Genomic DNA, 16,159 nt, shown 5'->3' with positions numbered 1-16,159 from the left:
TTGTCAGGCGTCCGTGGCCGGCAGCCTTAGCTGCACCGCCGGCACGATCGCCGTTTCCTCGCAATTGTTGCCCGGCCCACTGCGATCGATGACGAGGAAGTCGCTAACCTCGTTCAGCGCCAGCAGCGGATGGTGCCAGGTGCCGGGGGCGTAGTTGACGCCCTCGCCGGGTTGCGCCAGGAAGGCGCGCAGGTCGTCCGGGCCGGGCGGTGGACCGGGCGGTGCGACGACCACCAGGTAGGGCTGGTCGCCGAGCGGCATGAAGGCCTGCGAGCCGAGCGGGTGGCGTTCCAGCATTTCGATGGCGAAGGGCAGGGCGCGCGGCTGGCCACGGAAGAGGCTGACGATCAGCTTGCCGTCCGGGCCGGGCACCAGCTCGGCGAGGTCGTGGTAACGCTCGGTGTTGCCGCCGTTGATGGAAAAGCGCCGCTGAGCGGCGGCGATCGCGATGACCTCGCCGAAAGGGGCGAAGGCGCTTGCGGTCAACAGTTCCGGAAGAAGGATTTTCACCGCGCCACCTTGCCCCACAGGCGCAGCCGCGAGACGCCGCCGTCCGGGATGATGTTCAGGCGCACGTGGGTCACCGGGCCGAGGTCGGCGAGGCCGTCGAAGCTGTGGATGGCGTCCATCGACAGTTTCTGTTCGCCGAGCAGCACCGGCCAGAACATGCTTTGCGTGATCACCGACTGGTCGGTGCCGCCGTCCATGCGCGCCGCCTGGATCGAGCAGCGGTCGGGGAAGTTGCCCTTGAAGTGGGCGGTGTCGACTTCGATCCGCTCGATGATGCCGGACGCGCCCAGTTGCAGGATGCACCAGTCATTGCCCGGTTCGCGGCGGCGGCGGGTTTCCCAGCCGTCGCCCATGTTGATGCCGCGGCCCGGTGCGATCAGGTTGGCCGCCGAGCCGAAGTGGGCGTCGTTCCAGGCTACCGCGCGGCCGCCGTTTTCCAGGGCGACGAGGTCGTAGATGCGGTCCGGCTCATTCGCGTCGAAGACGCCGACCGGCTGGCCGTAGGCGCGCAGGCGGGCGATGCCGCCGTCCGGGTACATGTTGATGCGCAGGTGGCTCCAGGTGTCGGCGCTGTCGACGGCGAGCAGGTGGTGGCTGTTGCCGCTCAGCGTGGTCGACGGCAGGATGCGCGTCCAGCGGGCCTGGGCCAGCACGTCGGGGTCGTCCGAGTCGCAGTCGGTGGCGTCGATCGAGACGGCCGGCGCGAAGTTGCCGGTGAAGTGGCTGGTGTCGACGTCGAAGCCGCGCAGGATGCCGCGCCGGCCGAGCTTGACCAGGCTCCAGTCGTAGCCGGTGGTGCGCTTGCGGCGGGTTTCCCAGCCGTCCATCCACTTGCCGTTGGCGTCGTATTTGCCGGGCACGAAAACCGCCGGCTCGGGGTTGAGCATGCGTTCGAGCGGGGCGAAGAACTCGTCGGTGGCGAACAGCGCGCGGGCGCCGATGCGGGTGTCGGCGAGGTTGACCGAGCGCTTGGCCCAGTCGGGCAGGTCGGCAGCGGCGGAAACGATGGGGGCGGCGTGGATCATTTTTTATCGTCCTGGCGGTAGGGGTGGGTCGCCTGCCAGTGGCGGGCGATGTCGAGGCGACGGCAGACCCAGACGCGGTCGTGCCGTTCGATGTAATCGAGGAAGCGCTGCAGCGCGAGGAAACGGCCGGGCCGGCCGAGCAGGCGGCAGTGCATGCCGATCGAGAGCATCTTCGGCGCTTCGTCGCCTTCGGCGTAGAGCACGTCGAAGCTGTCCTTCAGGTACTGGAAGAACGGATCGCCGTGGCTGAAGCCCTGCGGCAGGCAGAAGCGCATGTCGTTGGTGTCGAGCGTGTACGGCACGATCAGGTGCGGCACCGTGCTGCCGTCGGTCTTCGTGACTTCAGTCCAGAACGGCAGGTCGTCGCCGTAGTAGTCGCTGTCGTAGAGGAGGCGTCCGTCATCGGCGACCAGGCGGCGGGTGTTCGGCGAATCGCGGCCGGTGTACCAGCCGAGCGGGCGCGTGCCGGTCATCTGCTCGATGACTTCCAGCGCCAGGCGCAGGTGCTCGCGCTCGGTCGCTTCGTCCATCGTCTGGTAGTGAATCCAGCGCCAGCCGTGGCAGGCGATCTCGTGGCCGAGTTCGACGAAGGCGGCGGTGACTTCCGGGCTGCGCTGCAGCGCCATGCCGACGCCGAACACGGTGAGCGGCAGGCCGCGTTTCTCGAATTCCTTGAGGATGCGCCAGACGCCGGCCCGCGAGCCGTATTCGTAGATCGACTCCATCGACAGGTGGCGGTCCGGGTAGCTGGCCGGGTTGAACATCTCGGAGAGAAACTGCTCGGAGCCGGCGTCGCCGTGCAGGACGCAGTTCTCGCCGCCTTCCTCGTAGTTGAGGACGAACTGGACGGCGATGCGGGCCTGGCCCGGCCATTGGGCGTGCGGCGGCTTGCGGCCGTAGCCGGCAAGGTCGCGCGGGTAGGGGGCGGTCTGGTTCATGTGCGGCACTTCTTGGCTGGCTCGGTGGAATTCGTCTTCTGCAGTCCGGGTCGATGGCGCACCAAAAGCGCAAGCAATTTGTCGACTGGGCTGGGTGCAACACTACCCGAAACCCCCGCCTTTTCCCAGAATGGAAATCCCATGAACACTATCAAGCCGGCCGAATACAGTGGGTGCTTCCAATCACAAGGGCATGGGAAGCCGGTAAGCCGGGAACAAGCGGTCAGTGTCCGTAATCGCAGGCATTAAGCGTTTAATGTCCAGGATTGCGGACATCTCGCTTGACTCAAGATGCGTTGCGCAGTAGTTTGTCCGTAATCACAGGCATTATCTATTTAATGACCAGAATTCCGGACATGAAGCGCGACGAAATCCCCTTGATGACCCCAGCGCAAGCCGCCGAAGCCAGGTCCATCGGCGAGAAGCTCGCCCGGCTGCGTCTGGCGCGCCGGATTCGCCAGGCGGATGCGGCGGCGCGCGCCGGCCTCTCGCGGTCTACCGCCGCCCTGATCGAGAAAGGCGACCCGGGGCGTACCCTGGCCCAGGTCCTGCGCTACCTTGAGGCCGTCGCCCCGGGGCTCAGCCTCCTTACCCTGCTGCAGGAGGAAGACCCCGCGCTGCGCGCGCTTGCCGCCCGCGAAACCAGCCGCCGCGCCCGGCCGCTGAGCGCGGCCGAACTCAAGGATCTCGACTTCTGATGGCGAGCGTCCGCGACCTCATCGTTTTCGCCTACCTGGCCGGCACTGAAAACCGCTTCGTTCCGGCTGGCCGGTTGACGCTCACCGAAACGCCCAGCCCCAACCCGGCGGCGCGTGAGCTTGCCTCGGCCTTCGCCTATGGCACCCGCTATCTGGAGCGGCCGGACAGCTTCGAGCTGGACCTCGTCAGCCTGAGCCTGGCCGACCGCGCTGCCGTGCGCGGTCAGCTCCTCTATCCCGTCAATGCCCTGCCGGAGTTCGGTGGTCTGCGCGACGCCGCGCCCGATGCCTGGGGCCGGCGCGTCATCGAGGCCCGGCGCAGGGTGCCGGCCAATACCCTGGCGGAAGCCGACTATCTGCTGGAAGCCGGGGGCGACCGTGTCGGCGCGCTGGATGTTCGCGCAGCGCTGGATACGCCGCCGCGTCCGTCCGCCAGTGACTTGCGCTCGCTGGAATATCTGCTGCAGGCCGCCGAAGCCGTCGAGGCCGGGTTGCCCGTTCCGGCCCAGTTGATGGACATCCTCGGCGCCGGTTCATCTGCCGGCGGCGCCCGGCCGAAGGCCACCGTCCGCGACGACGAAGGCGGCCTGTGGCTCGCCAAGTTCCCCGCCCGCAACGATACCTTCGACGTCGCCCGCGCCGAAGCCTGCACGCTGGAACTGGCGCGCAATTGCGGCCTGACCGTGCCCGAGGTCCGCCACTGCGACATCGGCCAGCGCTCGGTCATGCTCATTCGCCGCTTCGACCGTTTCTGGGCGCCGGCCGGCCAGTACCCGGCTGCCGGCCCGCTGCACGATACCCGTCCCGGCAGGCAGTTGATCGAGTCACGCCTGCCATTCGTCAGCGGGCTGACCTTGGTTGGCTGCTCGGAATACGAATCCCCCGACAAAAGCTATGGCGACCTGGCGCGCGCCATCCGTCGCTACGTGCACCCCGAGCGCATCGCCCGCGACAATGAAGAACTCTTCGCCCGCATGGTCTTCAACATCTTCGTCAGCAACGACGACGACCACTTGCGCAACCACGGCTTCATCCGCGACCCGCGCCTCGGCGGCTGGCAACTGAGCCCGCTGTACGACGTCGTTCCCCGCCCCGGGCTGGCGTTCGAACGACGCCTCCATCTGCACATCGGCGCCGCAGGCAAGGCCGCCACCCTCGACAACGCGCTCAGCCACGCCACCGCCTTCCTGGCCGACCGCGCCGCAGCCATCGCCATCATCCGCCGCGTCTGGGGCGAAGTCCGGCAATGGAAAACCGTCTTCGAGACCTTCGGCGCCCCCGGCCTGCTGATCAACCAGCTAGCCTCAGCCTTCCGCCCCCTGGACGAGATCGCCAGTTCGGAGTTGGTCAGGGAAGTGCGGCGCGGGCCTTAGCTCGCCTCATCTATCGCTGACAGAGGTTGCCTGAGGTTATGGGTGGCCATGTTTCGCGCATTTGCCTGATGTTCGGGCTGTTGCGAGCGAGACGGGCGAATATGGATAAGCGTTCCCCGTTTTTTGGAGGTCGCGCAGCATCTGAATGGGTGTAATTGGGTGGGTTTTTGGTTTGCTCTGAATCGGAGGCGCTACGCGTCGGCTTCGTCAAGGCCGTAGTGGCTGGCTCAGAGTAGAGACGGCGGCAAGGACGTCGAACACGATGAAATCCTTCTCCAGGGCGAACTCTGCGATCCCGTGCCCCCGTTCCGAGATCGTGTCCATGATGCGGAGGCGGGTTTCCTCACCGACTCTTTTCATAGACCACCGTCTTTTCGCCGTAGGAAATCTTTCTCGACACCCGGGCCTTCCCCACGTTCACGACAGGAAGCATCGGGACCTGGGTGCTGCGTCCTTCGCGCAGGGCTTTCGCATCGCGCCCGACGTCAGCCTTGACGCCCAGCTTCCTCATGACCTCGAAAGTGACGTTCAGCAAGGTGTCGGCTGGAACGGGTTTTCCTGACAGTGAGGAGGGTCTGGTTTTCACATATGTCCCATAGCCGACGCGCAGCAGAACGCCCTCGGCAACGAGCTCGCTGATCGCGCGACTAACCTGCCTGTATTCGCCGAAGCGGTCGAAATCCTTCCGCAAGAAAGCAGAGTCCTTCGAGCGACGAATGCTCGACAGTATCCTTTCCTTTGTGCTCATCCTCGACATTCTGACCTCCTTCCGTTCCGGCAAACATGGGACGTTGATGTTCTATGTTTGCACACTGCGCGCAAAAAATAAGAGGGATCGATGGGGAGATGGTCGGCGATCTCGGGAGAGAGAAGAGCAATCAGGCGGTCGTGCGGGCGCACAAAATGGACGTTCCCAGAAACCGTGGTCTGTCCCCTGTTATTTTCAAGGCCAAGACTGAACTGGCTGGTGTTGCAGAGCAGAGGTATCGGCTGGAAAGCTAAAATACGTGTTTACATAGATCACAGACTTGTTTAAAGTATGTGTGTACTTGGTTCACAGATGAGATTGAGTATGGAATTGGTTGGTATCAGTGAAATAGCAGCACTTGCATCGGTAAGCAGGGCCGCCGTCAACAATTGGGTTACTCGGGACCCATCGTTTCCAAAGCCGATAGCTGATCTAGCTTGTGGTCAGATATGGGAAAAGAGCGATGTAACGGTTTGGTTGTCGCAAAACAAAATCTTGAGGGAGAACAACATGGATGCACTGAACAATCTTGAGATCGGGAACATTTATACCCACGATTTCATCTGCAAACTGTTTGGAGGTGATACCAAGAGCGGCACCTATCTTCCGCAAAGCAAGCAGACAGTTCTTTGTGGTTGTTTCACAAAAACCATGAATCCCGGCGCCCCGGAAAAGGTTCTGGTTGGGCACGGCCCGCGAATCATAACAAGGGCCGAAAGGCTAGAGGCTCAGGGCGGATCAATACCTGTATTCCTTAAACAAGGCACCAATCAGTGGGCCTATCAAGGGGTCTTTGAGCTAGTTCGATTGTCCAGAAACCCGGCGGATTTCGAGAATGAGGCAGCGTCTGTTGATCGGAGCGATGTGATTGCCGCACTGATTTTTCGCAAGGTTGAAGCCTAGATCGGCAAACGCCATGACATTTCACCAAAGAACTGGTGCCAACTACAACAGCGATTTAGTGGTAGCTGCGGAAGCGAAATCGCAGTTTGGTTGGTCTGACCGCTTGGCAGGTTCCGGTAAATGTTTTGTTGAGGCGGGTGGCTGGTTGCTCAAGGCATATCTGCTATTGGCCATCTTGGGTGCGGTTATTTTATTCATGTTGTTTTCTGCCGTTCTCCGCGGCACCCTCAAAGGGAGAAGACGATGCCGATAGACTGCAATTGCCCGGTATGTGGATCGCGAAATACCAAATCACTTGCCATCATTTACGAATCGGGGCAGCGGCTTGGCACATCAACCCGCAATTCGATTTGGAGTATTTCCGGTGCTTTGGGTCTGGGTCAATCCACAACTCGAAGTCACTGGGCAAGCCTATTGGCGACTAATGCCGCACCTCCAGGAAAAATAAACTGGTCGTATATTGGCTGGCCGCTCATAGTGGTGACTGTCATTTTCGAATGGCCACTTTGGTTAGCTCCTGCTGTCATTTTGCCAATCGCCCTGCTTTATGGGGCAAGCGACGATTTTCTGAATGCCGAAGATGGCAAGAAGTGGCGAAACACGTTTCGTTGTCTCAGGTGCGGCACGACGTTCGAGCCATTCAGTGGGTAGCGTATTTGGCATTTTTAAAATTGCAGATCGGTCTCTACGGCCTACATCTGCTAGTGGCCATGGCTATCCATTCACCATTGGCGCAGACGACAGGAGCGCCCGCATGTATGCTCCAGCTATTTTTTACTCTGGCATGAGCAAAATTTTTCACCAGCCCTTTTGACGAGGAATGACTGATGGCAAAGCTACTTGTAATTTCAATCGCTGTCGCGGTGCTTGTGGGCTGCGCAAGCGGCCCCGGCTCCGTATGGAAAGCAGTCGAAAGCCAAGATCAGTTCACAGACGAAGTCACCAAGATGGTAACTGTTGGCGAGTGGAAAAACACCAGCCTACTCGTCACCAAGTCTTTCAACTATTACCCGTTTGTTGGGATGCATAACGGGGAAATTTATGTTGGTCTTCGATCAGGAGGACGTCACCGGATTCCAACGGGAACGGTCCAAATCCGGGTAGATAACAACAAGGCATGGACAATCGGCCCGGAAGAGACCCCCCTATTCCTAGTCCCTAGTCTTCCAAAAACTCCGATGGTGGCACCTGGAATGACAGAGCAGGTTGAGCAAGCGACGGCTCAAGCTATGGCCAATGCCGCCAAAATAATGTCTCCGTATACTGCCGCTACCGGCGACAAAGCAAAATCGATAATCAAAGAAATGCTTGGCGGGAAAGTCGTCAAGTATCGGACAGTAGGCCTTAATCAAGCAGCATCAACTACTGGGGAAGTAATTATTGATGAGTCGTTCGTCCAGTCGCTTCACCAAATCGGTATCCGCAAGGAAGGTCTCTAGTCCATCATTCTGGTGGGAATAAACGGTAATTGTCATCCATCTGCGATGATAGGGGACAGACCACGGTTTTGTTTGTGGTCCATTGTTCTCAGAAGCCGTGTTCTCCGAGAAGGTGGCGATGCAGGTCAGTACATTCAGATTGCGCCTGTGCAAGCTGAAGCTGGCCAAGGGCTCAAGGCTTCCGCCGCTACATTCATTGCTGCTTTCCTTCCAATCGCCGGATGCTCGCATCTGCCAGCAGCAGTTTCATTTGCTGGATTGCGGTCTGGTTTAGCAGCGCCAGCTGTTCGGCCTGTGCCAGCTTCTGGTGGATGTTGAGCCCGGCCTGTCTTTCAATTGCGGCAAATCCGCCATAATTAAAAGCGGGGTTGTGCACTTGCTCCCAGATGCCCAGGAACTCCACGGTATTGCGGTTGCGCAGCCAGTCGGAGATGAAGATGTCTCCATCCTTGGCCTTGAGCATGTCGGTCAGATGGCTGCGTATCGTCAAACCGGGCAGTGATCGGGTAATCCCGCCGCTCCCCTATAATCCCCCCTTTCCCCAACTCAGGACCGCACCATGGAAAACGCCCCCGCCAGCCCCTACCGTGACGACATCGTGATTTCCTGGCCGGAGCTGCATCGGGATACCCGGTTGCTCTGCCATCAACTGGTCGAGAAGGGGCCGTTCAAGGGGATCATTGCGATTGCCCGGGGCGGGTTGATTCCGGCGGCGCTGGTGGCGCGGGAGCTGGAAATCCGGCTGGTCGATACGATCTGCGCTTCCAGTTATGAAGCCGCCGACGACGACAGCGCGCAGACCATGCGCAAGGAAGTGAGGATACTCAAGGGGGTGGAAGGCGATGGCGAGGGCTATCTGCTGATCGACGATCTGGTCGATACCGGCAACACCGCGCGCGTCATCCGCAAGCTGCTGCCCAAGGCCTTCTTCGCGACGATCTACGCCAAGCCGCAGGGGCTGGAGGTGGTCGATCTGTGCGTCAAGCAGTTTGCCCAGGACAAGTGGATCTACTTCCCCTGGGACATCGACTACCAGTTCGTCGCGCCGATCAAGAAGAAGCTCGACAAGGCCTGATCAGCGATAACCGCCGCCAGCCCAGGCGGCGATCTGCTGGCGCTCGGAGTCGGTCATCGCGGTGACGTTGCCGAGCGGCATCGCTTTCAACTGTACCGTCTGCGCCAGGATGCGCGGGCCGAGGGCGCGGATTTGCGCCGGGGTGTCAAGGACGACGCCGGCCGGCGCTGCCGGTATCAGCGTTGGCGTGGCCGAGTGGCAGGCGACGCAGCGGGCGGTGAGCACGGGTTGAATTTCCGCCACGCTGGGCGCGCCGTTGGCGGAAACGGCGAGCGGCGCCGGGGCTAGCCAGACGAAGACGCCGAGCAGCAGGGCGCCACCTGCCGCCGGATACTGCCAGGCAAAGACGCCCTTGTGGCGCAGGTTGAAGAAGTGGCGGATCAGCACCGCGGCGAGCAGGATCAGCGCCAGCACCAGCCAGGCCTGCGGGTGGTTGTAGGTGAAGGCGTAGTGGTTGGAGATCATGCAGAACAGCACCGGCAGCGTCAGGTAGTTGTTGTGCACGCTGCGCTGTTTCGCCCGCAGGCCGTGGATCGGGTCCGGCGTTTCGCCGCGCTGCATCATGGCGATGGTTTTCTTCTGGCCGGGAATGATCCAGAAGAAGACGTTGGCGCTCATCGTCGTGGCGATCATCGCGCCGATGTGCAGGAAGGCGGCGCGGCCGGAGAGCAGCTGCGTCAGCCCCCAGGCAACGGCGACCACGAAAATGAAATAGAGCGCCGCGAAAAGCAGCAGGTTGCGGCGCAGCAGCACGCGGCAGAGCACGTCATAGACCAGCCAGCCGACGACCAGCGTGGCCAGGCCGATGCCGATGGCGGCGCCGGGCGAGAGGTCGGCCTTGGCCGGATCGACCATGTAGCTGGCGGCCTGCGCGTAATAGAGCACGCCGAGCAGGAAGAAGCCGGTCAGGAAGGTCGAGTACGACTCCCATTTGAACCAGTGCAGTTCGCTCGGCAAATGGGCCGGCGCGACCAGATATTTCTGCGGGTTGTAGAAACCGCCGCCATGCACCGCCCACAGTTCGCCGCCGACGCCTTTCTCCTTCAACGCCGGGTCGGTGGGCGGCTTCAGCGAGTTGTCGAGCCAGACGAAGTAGAACGAGGAGCCGATCCAGGCGATGCCGACGATCAGGTGCAGCCAGCGCAGCAGCAGCGAGCCGACTTCGATCAGGTAGTTGAAGTCCATCAGCTGCCCCGGTAGGTCGAGTACGCCCAGGGCGAGACGAGCAGCGGCACGTGGTAGTGGCCGTCGGCGTCGGCGACGCCGAAGCGAATCGCGATGCGGTCGAGGAACGGCGGTTCGGGCAGTTCGCAGCCGGCGGCACGGAAGTAGGCGGCGGCGTCGAAGACCAGTTCGTAGATGCCCGGCAGCAGGTCGGCGCCGCTGAGCAGCGGGGCGTCGGTGCGGCCGTCGGCGTTGGTCGTGCCGCTGGCGAGGACGACTGGCGTCGCGCCGTCGAGGCGGCTCAGGGTGTAGGCCATGCCGGCGGCCGGGCGGCCGCTGGCGGTGTCGAGTACGTGGGTGGAGAGGCGTCCCATGGCGGATTTCCGGCAGCGTTGTCGATGCGTCGATTATAGGAAGCTGCGGCCCGCGGCGGGCTTATAAAGGCTATCGGTGTTTTCGGATGAGGCGCCCGCTATCTGCCGCGAGGCAGGAAGCTTATACGCGTCGGGCAGCTTGCTGGCCGAGCGGCGGGTCCGTAAGCTTGGTTCCGGACTGACTTCATGGATCGCACGATGACCTCGCCCTTGCCCCTCGCCACCCTGTCGCAACTCGATCGGGACGGCTTCGTCGCCGCCGTCGGCGCGGTGTTCGAGCATACGCCCTGGGTCATGGCGCGGGTCTGGGAGCGCCGTCCTTTCGCCGACCGCGCGGCGCTGCGCGAGGCGATGCAGGCGGTGCTGGCCGAGGCGGCGCGCGCCGAGATGCTGGCGCTGATCCTCGCTCACCCGGAACTGGCCAGCAAGGCGGCGCTGCGCGGCGAGCTGACCGCCGATTCGGCGCGCGAGCAGGCCGGTGCCGGGCTCGACGCCTGTACTCCCGAAGAACTGGCGGAAATCCGCCGCCTCAACGATGCCTATCGCGCCCGCTTCGGCTGGCCCTTCATCGTCGCCGTGCGCGGGCTGAGCCGCCAGGACATCATCGTCGCCATGCGCCGCCGCCTGCAGCGCAGCGACGACGAGGAATTCGCCGAAGCGCGGGCGCAGATCCTGCGCATCGCCGAGCTGCGTCTCGACCCGCTGCTCGCCGCCTGAACTCAGGCGCGCAGGCGCTGGCGCGTTGCGCTGTCGGCAGCCTCCGGGTTGATCCGGCGGCGGATCACTTCCCCAATCTGCTCGCGGAACCAGCGGCATTCCTCGGCGTGGTGCGTGCGGTCGTGCCAGAGCAGGTAGAACTGCATCTTCGGAAACTCGACCGGCGATTCGGCGTAGCAGAGATCGCCCAGCGCGCAGCAGTGCTCGGCGAAGATGCGCGGCGCCGAGAAGATCAGGTCGGCCTGCTGCAGCACGTAGGGCACCAGGTTGAAGTAGGGCACGCTGGCGACGACGTTGCGCTTGATCCGGTCGCGCGCCAGTTGCATGTCGATGACGCCGCGCTGGCCGACGGCGTAGGGCGTCGGCACCAGGTGTTCGGCGTTCTGGTAGTCGTCGGCGGTGAGCCGGTGGCCGGCCAGCGGATGGCGCTTGCGCATCAGGCAGACGACGTCGTCCTCGAACAGCGGCGCCAGGCGCAGGTGCTCGGGCGGCTGCGGCCAGTTGCCGATGACGATGTCGAGCTCGCCGGTTTCCAGCGCCTTGGTGTAATCGTGCTCGGGGCCGAAGGAATGCAGCACGACCTGCGAATGCGGCGCGTGCTGGCGCAGGTGGGCGACGATGTTGCCGATCAGGATGGCGTTCAGGTAATCCGGCGTGGCGATGTTGAACACGCGCTTGGTCTTCATCGGGTCGAAACGCACCTGCTGCAGGCCGATGGCCTCGATCTGCGCAAGCGCGATGCGCACCGGTTCGAGCAGCGACTGGCCGCGCTCGGTCGGCGTCATGCCGTTGCGGCTGCGCACCAGCAACTGGTCGCCGGTAATGTCGCGCAGCCGGCGCAACGCGGTGCTCACCGCCGGTTGCGACTGATTCAGGCGGCGGGCGGCGTTGGAGACGCTGCATTCGGTGAGCAGCGCGTGCAGCACCTGCAGCAGATGCACGTCGATCGATTCCCAGGAACAACTCGCAGCCATGCTTTTCCCCTAGTCGAAATTGTTGTCGGTATTTCGTAGCAATAAGCGCGCCTTTGCCGGTTGCCCGGAAAACCGGCGTTTTCCGGCGTTTGGGCGGCTTTCGGCGCACCGCATTTGCGCGTCGGCCGCCCCTAGCGCACCATCGGCGTTCAGTTGATCGAGCCGATGAAGCTGGCCAGTTCAGCCGTCTGCGGGTTGGCGAACAATTCCTGCGGGTCGCCGGCTTCGTGGATGCGGCCCTGGTACATGAAGACCAGCTTGTCGCCGACTTCGCGCGCGAAGCGCATTTCGTGGGTCACCATGATCAGCGTGATGCCTTCGGCGGCGAGGTTCTTGACCACGGCGAGCACCTCGTTGACCAGTTCCGGGTCGAGCGCCGAGGTGATTTCGTCGCAGAGCAGGACGCGCGGCTGCATGGCCAGCGCGCGGGCAATCGCCACGCGCTGCTGCTGGCCGCCGGAGAGCTGGTCGGGGTAGGCGTCGAACTTGTCCTGCAGGCCGACCTTGAGCAGCATCGCCTTGGCCAGGTCGCGGGATTCGGATTCGGGCATCTTCTTGACCACGCGGGTGGCGAGCATGACGTTCTGGCCGGCGGTCAGGTGCGGGAAGAGGTTGAACTGCTGGAAGACCATGCCGACCTTCTGGCGCAGCGCGCGCAGGTCGGTTTCGTGCGGGTGGATGCGTTCGCCGTCGACTTCGATGCAGCCGTCGTCGAAGCTTTCCAGGCCGTTGATGGTGCGCAGCAGCGTGCTCTTGCCGGAGCCACTGCGGCCGATCAGGGCGATCACCTGGCCTTCCTCGATGTCGAGGTCGATGCCGCGCAGCACGTGGTTGCTGCCGAAATGCTTGTGCAGGGCGTCAATGCGCACGAGAGCCATGGATTTTCCTTTCGAGGAGGCGGGAGTAGGCGGAGAGCGGGTAGCACAGGGCAAAGTAGCCGAGCGCGACGAGGCCGAAGACGAGGAAGGGCTGGTAGGTGGCGTTGGCGAGCATCGAACCGGTCTTGGTCAGTTCGACGAAGCCGATGATCGAGGTGACGGCGGTGCCCTTGACCACCTGCACCGAGAAGCCGACGGTCGGCGCGATGGCGATGCGCAGCGCCTGCGGCAGGATCACGTAGCGCATCTGTTCGACGTGGGTCAGCGCCAGGCTGGCCGAGGCTTCCCACTGGCCTTTCGGGATCGCTTCGACGCAGCCGCGCCAGATTTCGCCGAGGTAGGCGCTGGTGAACAGCGTCAGGCCGATGGCGGCGGCGATCCACGGCGAGATTTCGAGGCCGATCAGGCTGCCGCCGAAGAAGATGATGAACAGTTGCATCAGCAGCGGCGTGCCCTGGAAGACCTCGATATAGCCCTTGGCCAGCCGGCGCGGCAGCGGGGTCTTGGCAATGCGGGCGAAGAGCACGGCCAGGCCGGCGATGCCGCCGAGGACGAAGGCGGTCAGCGAGAGGCCGATGGTCCACAACGCGCCGTCGAGCAGGTTGCGGGCGATGTCCCAGGTCGAGATGTCGTTCATTTCGTTCTCCGGGCGATCAGTCGCTGGCCGGCCTGGATCAGCACCTGGCGGACGGCGATGGCGAGCAGGAAGTAGATCGCGGTGACGACGAAGTAGGTTTCGAAGGCGCGGAAATTGCGCGACTGGATGAAGTTGGCGGCGAAGGTCAGCTCCTCGGCGGCGATCTGCGAACAGACCGAGGTGCCGAGCATGACGATCACCACCTGGCTGCAGATCGCCGGCCAGACCTTGAGCAGCGCCGGCGGCAGGACGACGTGGCGGAAGATCTGTACCCGGCTCATCGCCAGCGACTGCGCCGCCTCGATCTGCCCCTTGGGCGTCGCTTCGATGCCGGCGCGGATGATCTCGGTGGTGTAGGCGCCGAGATTGACGACGACGGCAAGGATCGCTGCCTGCCATTCGTTGATCTGCACGCCGAGCGAGGGCAGGCCGAAGAAGATGAAGAACAGCTGGACGAGGAAGGGGGTGTTGCGGATCACCTCGACATAGACCGCGAACAGCCGGTCGAAGGGGGCGAGCTTCCAGGCCCGCGACACCGCGCCGAGGATGCCGACGGCGAGCCCGCAGACGGTGCCGATGGCGGTCAGCGCCAGCGTCTTCAGGGTGCCGTCGACGAGTACCTCGCGGTATTCGAGCACGGAAGCAAAATCGAATGCGTAAGCCATCGGCTATCCTCCGGCGCCGCCCGCGGGCGGCGCCCAGTGGTTTATCAGAGACCGGCCGGCAGCGGGGCTTGCAGCCAGCGTTGCGAAACCTGGTTCAGTTCGCCGTTGGCCTTGAGCTTGCCGATGATCTCGTTGACCTTGGCCAGCATCGCCGCTTCGCCCTTGTTCACGCCGACGTAGCAGGGCGAGTTCTTGATCAGGAACTTGGTGTCCAGGCGGCGGATCTTGGTGCGCTCATTGACCGCGGCGGCGACGACGTTGCCGGTGGCGATCAGTTGCACCTGGCCGGAGAGGTAGGCCGAGATGGTCGAGTTGTTGTCCTCGAAGCGCTTGATCGTCGCGCTGGCCGGCGCGATCTTGCTGAATTCCAGGTCCTCGACCGAGCCGCGGGTGACGCCGACGGTCTTGCCGGCGGTGTCGGCGGCCGCCTTGATGGCGACGTCGGCCGGCCCGAAGATGCCGTTGAAGAATGGGGCGTAGGCGATCGAGAAGTCGATCACCTTCTCGCGGTCCGGGTTCTTGCCCAGGCTGGAGATGACCAGATCGGCCTTGCCGGTGGTCAGGTAGGGAATACGGTTGGTGCTGCTGACCGGAATCAGCTCGACCTTGAGGCCGAGTTCGCGGCCGATAAGGTTGGCGACGTCGATATCGTAGCCGCGCGGCTTGAGGTCGGGGCCGACCGTGCCGAAGGGCGGGAAGTCTTGCGGCACGGCGACGCGCAGGGTGCCGCGCTTGACGGCATCAGCCAGGACATCGGCCTGGGCGAGGCCGATGCCGCCGGCGAGCAGCGAGGCGGCGACGAGGGACTTGAGGAATTGACGTTTCTGCATGACGAAGCTCCTGGATGGGTGGGAAATCAGGGTTGGACGAAACGGATGCCGACACGGCCGGCGGCGGAAAGCAGGTGCTGCTGCATCGCCTTGCGCGCGCTGGCGGCGTTGCCGGCGGCGACGGCGGCGAGGATGGCGGCGTGTTCGTCGGCCGGCTGCCAGATGTGGCTGCTGTCGGCGAAAGGCAGGCGCAGGCTGTAGGCGAGCTGGGCCTGGAAATGCTGGGTGATCGCCGCCAGCGCCGGGTTGCCGGAAAGCTCGGCGAGCGCCAGGTGAAAGCGCAGGTCGCAGTCGGCGGCGGTGACCAGGTCGCTGGCGCCGAGCGCGCGCTGCATCTCGCTCTGGCACTCGCGCAGCGCGGCGATGCCTTCGGCGTCGCGGCGCCGGGCGGCGAGCGCGGCGTTGGCCGGCTCGATGACGAAACGCATCTGGAAGATGGCGTCCGGCGGCATCGCGTTCGGCCCGCTCGGCAGGTTGGCAACGTCGGCCGGCGCGCCGGCGGTGACGAAAACCCCCTTGCCAACGAAGGAGCGGAGCAGGCCGAGGGCTTCCAGCATGGAGATCGCCTCGCGCAAGGAGGCGCGGCTGATGCCCAGGTTCTCGGCCAGTTCGCGCTGGCCGGGCAGGGCGGCACCGGGGGCGTAATCGCCGTCGAGGATGCGGCGTTGCAGGGTTTGGGCGGCGATGTTGGAGACGCTGGGCATGGGCTTTTTCCGTTCAGACCGGTCAGACCGGTAAAGGCTTAAAAGCATGCGCTGTGCCAGGTGGTTTCTGTGCCGGATTTGAATCGTTTCTTATTGTTTTTAAAGATAATGTTTATTTCGTGGCGGATATCCGGCCTGCCGTCGCGATGCTCCAATCCGGGGAGCGTTACCGAATCGGCGGTTCAGGATGGTGCGTTGTCCAAGCGTACTGATGGCTCTCGGGAAAGCGCTTTTTCGTCCTGATTATGGTGTTGTTTATTCCGTTGTCACATGACGTCATCTTCGCTATCCTTCCGGCTTCCCTTTTCGCCGCCACCGCCATGTCCATCGACCTCGTGCGCAACCTGTTCTCGAGCGACACGCGCCTGTATGCGCTGTCGTGGCGGGACGAGGGGATGCCGCAGCTGGAAGTCGAATGCTGGTGGGGTCGGGAGAGCCTGTCGGGCGGTTTCGAGTACGTCATCGACCTGGTGTCGCCGGACGCCCGGCTCGGCCAGTCGCGCTTCC

The 16,159-nt window shown here is 63.4% G+C and carries 21 protein-coding genes; 8 read left to right on the top strand and 13 right to left on the bottom strand.

Translation table 11 applies throughout. The features are described from left to right. Positions 1-3 precede the first annotated feature (3 nt). From ACE3OV_RS14070 to puuE, 3 genes are read right to left on the bottom strand one after another with little or no spacing between them, the layout of a single operon-like run. Positions 4-510, bottom strand: a complete 507-nt coding sequence (locus ACE3OV_RS14070) for an ureidoglycolate lyase (protein WP_374327962.1) — start codon at positions 508-510, stop codon at positions 4-6. Then, a complete protein-coding gene (gene alc, locus ACE3OV_RS14065; protein ID WP_374327961.1) occupies positions 507-1,535 on the bottom strand; it encodes an allantoicase in 1,029 nt (342 codons plus the stop codon). The genes ACE3OV_RS14070 and alc overlap by 4 nt, the downstream gene beginning before the upstream one ends. After that, on the bottom strand, positions 1,532-2,473 hold the full coding sequence (puuE, locus tag ACE3OV_RS14060) for an allantoinase PuuE (RefSeq protein ID WP_374327960.1): 942 nt from the start codon (positions 2,471-2,473) through the stop codon (positions 1,532-1,534). The genes alc and puuE overlap by 4 nt, the downstream gene beginning before the upstream one ends. A 356-nt stretch (positions 2,474-2,829) precedes the next feature. Here puuE and ACE3OV_RS14055 point away from each other — a divergent pair, with 356 nt between their 5' ends. After that, positions 2,830-3,171, top strand: a complete 342-nt coding sequence (locus tag ACE3OV_RS14055; protein WP_374327959.1) for a helix-turn-helix domain-containing protein — start codon at positions 2,830-2,832, stop codon at positions 3,169-3,171. Then, positions 3,171-4,544, top strand: a complete 1,374-nt coding sequence (locus tag ACE3OV_RS14050; protein ID WP_374327958.1) for a type II toxin-antitoxin system HipA family toxin — start codon at positions 3,171-3,173, stop codon at positions 4,542-4,544. Before ACE3OV_RS14055 ends, ACE3OV_RS14050 begins: the two co-directional genes overlap by 1 nt. A 343-nt stretch (positions 4,545-4,887) precedes the next feature. Here the strand turns inward: ACE3OV_RS14050 and ACE3OV_RS14045 are convergent, their stop codons facing one another. Continuing rightward, a complete protein-coding gene (locus ACE3OV_RS14045; RefSeq protein ID WP_374327956.1) occupies positions 4,888-5,292 on the bottom strand; it encodes a DUF6088 family protein in 405 nt (134 codons plus the stop codon). 510 nt (positions 5,293-5,802) lie between these two features. On the opposite strand from ACE3OV_RS14045, the gene ACE3OV_RS14040 reads away from it, so the two are divergent. From ACE3OV_RS14040 to ACE3OV_RS14030, 3 genes are all read left to right on the top strand, one after another. Further along, positions 5,803-6,195 carry a hypothetical protein gene (locus ACE3OV_RS14040; RefSeq protein ID WP_374327955.1) on the top strand — a complete coding sequence of 131 codons (393 nt, stop codon included), beginning with the start codon at positions 5,803-5,805 and terminating at the stop codon, positions 6,193-6,195. Between the two features lie 13 nt (positions 6,196-6,208). Further along, on the top strand, positions 6,209-6,448 hold the full coding sequence (locus tag ACE3OV_RS14035) for a hypothetical protein (protein WP_374327954.1): 240 nt from the start codon (positions 6,209-6,211) through the stop codon (positions 6,446-6,448). A 574-nt stretch (positions 6,449-7,022) separates the two neighbouring features. Next, entirely contained in the window at positions 7,023-7,634 is a 612-nt protein-coding gene (locus ACE3OV_RS14030; protein WP_374327953.1) for a hypothetical protein, read from the top strand. A 193-nt stretch (positions 7,635-7,827) separates the two neighbouring features. Here the strand turns inward: ACE3OV_RS14030 and ACE3OV_RS14025 are convergent, their stop codons facing one another. Beyond that, a complete protein-coding gene (locus tag ACE3OV_RS14025; RefSeq protein WP_374327952.1) occupies positions 7,828-8,097 on the bottom strand; it encodes a hypothetical protein in 270 nt (89 codons plus the stop codon). Positions 8,098-8,193: 96 nt separating this feature from the next. Between ACE3OV_RS14025 and gpt the strand changes: the two genes are divergently transcribed. Beyond that, positions 8,194-8,709: a xanthine phosphoribosyltransferase gene (gene gpt, locus ACE3OV_RS14020; RefSeq protein ID WP_374327950.1), complete on the top strand. Its 516-nt coding sequence runs from the start codon at positions 8,194-8,196 to the stop codon at positions 8,707-8,709. Here gpt and ACE3OV_RS14015 read toward each other — a convergent pair whose 3' ends face one another. Further along, a complete protein-coding gene (locus ACE3OV_RS14015; protein WP_374327949.1) occupies positions 8,710-9,894 on the bottom strand; it encodes a urate hydroxylase PuuD in 1,185 nt (394 codons plus the stop codon). Further along, entirely contained in the window at positions 9,894-10,247 is a 354-nt protein-coding gene (gene uraH / locus ACE3OV_RS14010; protein ID WP_374327948.1) for a hydroxyisourate hydrolase, read from the bottom strand. Before uraH ends, ACE3OV_RS14015 begins: the two co-directional genes overlap by 1 nt. 186 nt (positions 10,248-10,433) lie before the next feature. On the opposite strand from uraH, the gene uraD reads away from it, so the two are divergent. After that, entirely contained in the window at positions 10,434-10,964 is a 531-nt protein-coding gene (uraD, locus tag ACE3OV_RS14005; RefSeq protein WP_374327947.1) for a 2-oxo-4-hydroxy-4-carboxy-5-ureidoimidazoline decarboxylase, read from the top strand. A gap of 2 nt (positions 10,965-10,966) precedes the next feature. Here uraD and ACE3OV_RS14000 read toward each other — a convergent pair whose 3' ends face one another. The 6 genes from ACE3OV_RS14000 to ACE3OV_RS13975 form a co-directional block, all read right to left on the bottom strand. Then, complete coding sequence (locus ACE3OV_RS14000) at positions 10,967-11,938, bottom strand: LysR substrate-binding domain-containing protein (protein ID WP_374327945.1); 972 nt, start codon at positions 11,936-11,938, stop codon at positions 10,967-10,969. Positions 11,939-12,087: 149 nt separating this feature from the next. Continuing rightward, entirely contained in the window at positions 12,088-12,816 is a 729-nt protein-coding gene (locus ACE3OV_RS13995) for an amino acid ABC transporter ATP-binding protein (protein ID WP_374327944.1), read from the bottom strand. Next, a complete protein-coding gene (locus ACE3OV_RS13990; RefSeq protein ID WP_374327942.1) occupies positions 12,797-13,453 on the bottom strand; it encodes an amino acid ABC transporter permease in 657 nt (218 codons plus the stop codon). Before ACE3OV_RS13990 ends, ACE3OV_RS13995 begins: the two co-directional genes overlap by 20 nt. Continuing rightward, complete coding sequence (locus ACE3OV_RS13985; RefSeq protein ID WP_374327941.1) at positions 13,450-14,118, bottom strand: amino acid ABC transporter permease; 669 nt, start codon at positions 14,116-14,118, stop codon at positions 13,450-13,452. Before ACE3OV_RS13985 ends, ACE3OV_RS13990 begins: the two co-directional genes overlap by 4 nt. A gap of 44 nt (positions 14,119-14,162) precedes the next feature. Then, positions 14,163-14,948: a transporter substrate-binding domain-containing protein gene (locus ACE3OV_RS13980; RefSeq protein WP_374327940.1), complete on the bottom strand. Its 786-nt coding sequence runs from the start codon at positions 14,946-14,948 to the stop codon at positions 14,163-14,165. 26 nt (positions 14,949-14,974) lie between these two features. Further along, positions 14,975-15,652, bottom strand: coding sequence for a FadR/GntR family transcriptional regulator (locus ACE3OV_RS13975; protein ID WP_374327938.1), 678 nt, complete (start codon positions 15,650-15,652; stop codon positions 14,975-14,977). Positions 15,653-15,972: 320 nt separating this feature from the next. Between ACE3OV_RS13975 and ACE3OV_RS13970 the strand changes: the two genes are divergently transcribed. Further along, a partial coding sequence (locus tag ACE3OV_RS13970; RefSeq protein WP_374327937.1) for a hypothetical protein occupies positions 15,973-16,159 on the top strand: 187 nt, incomplete at its 3' end.

Source organism: Azonexus sp. (genome assembly GCF_041909095.1).
Lineage (GTDB): Bacteria > Pseudomonadota > Gammaproteobacteria > Burkholderiales > Rhodocyclaceae > Azonexus.
This window is presented reverse-complemented; position numbering and strand designations above follow the sequence as displayed.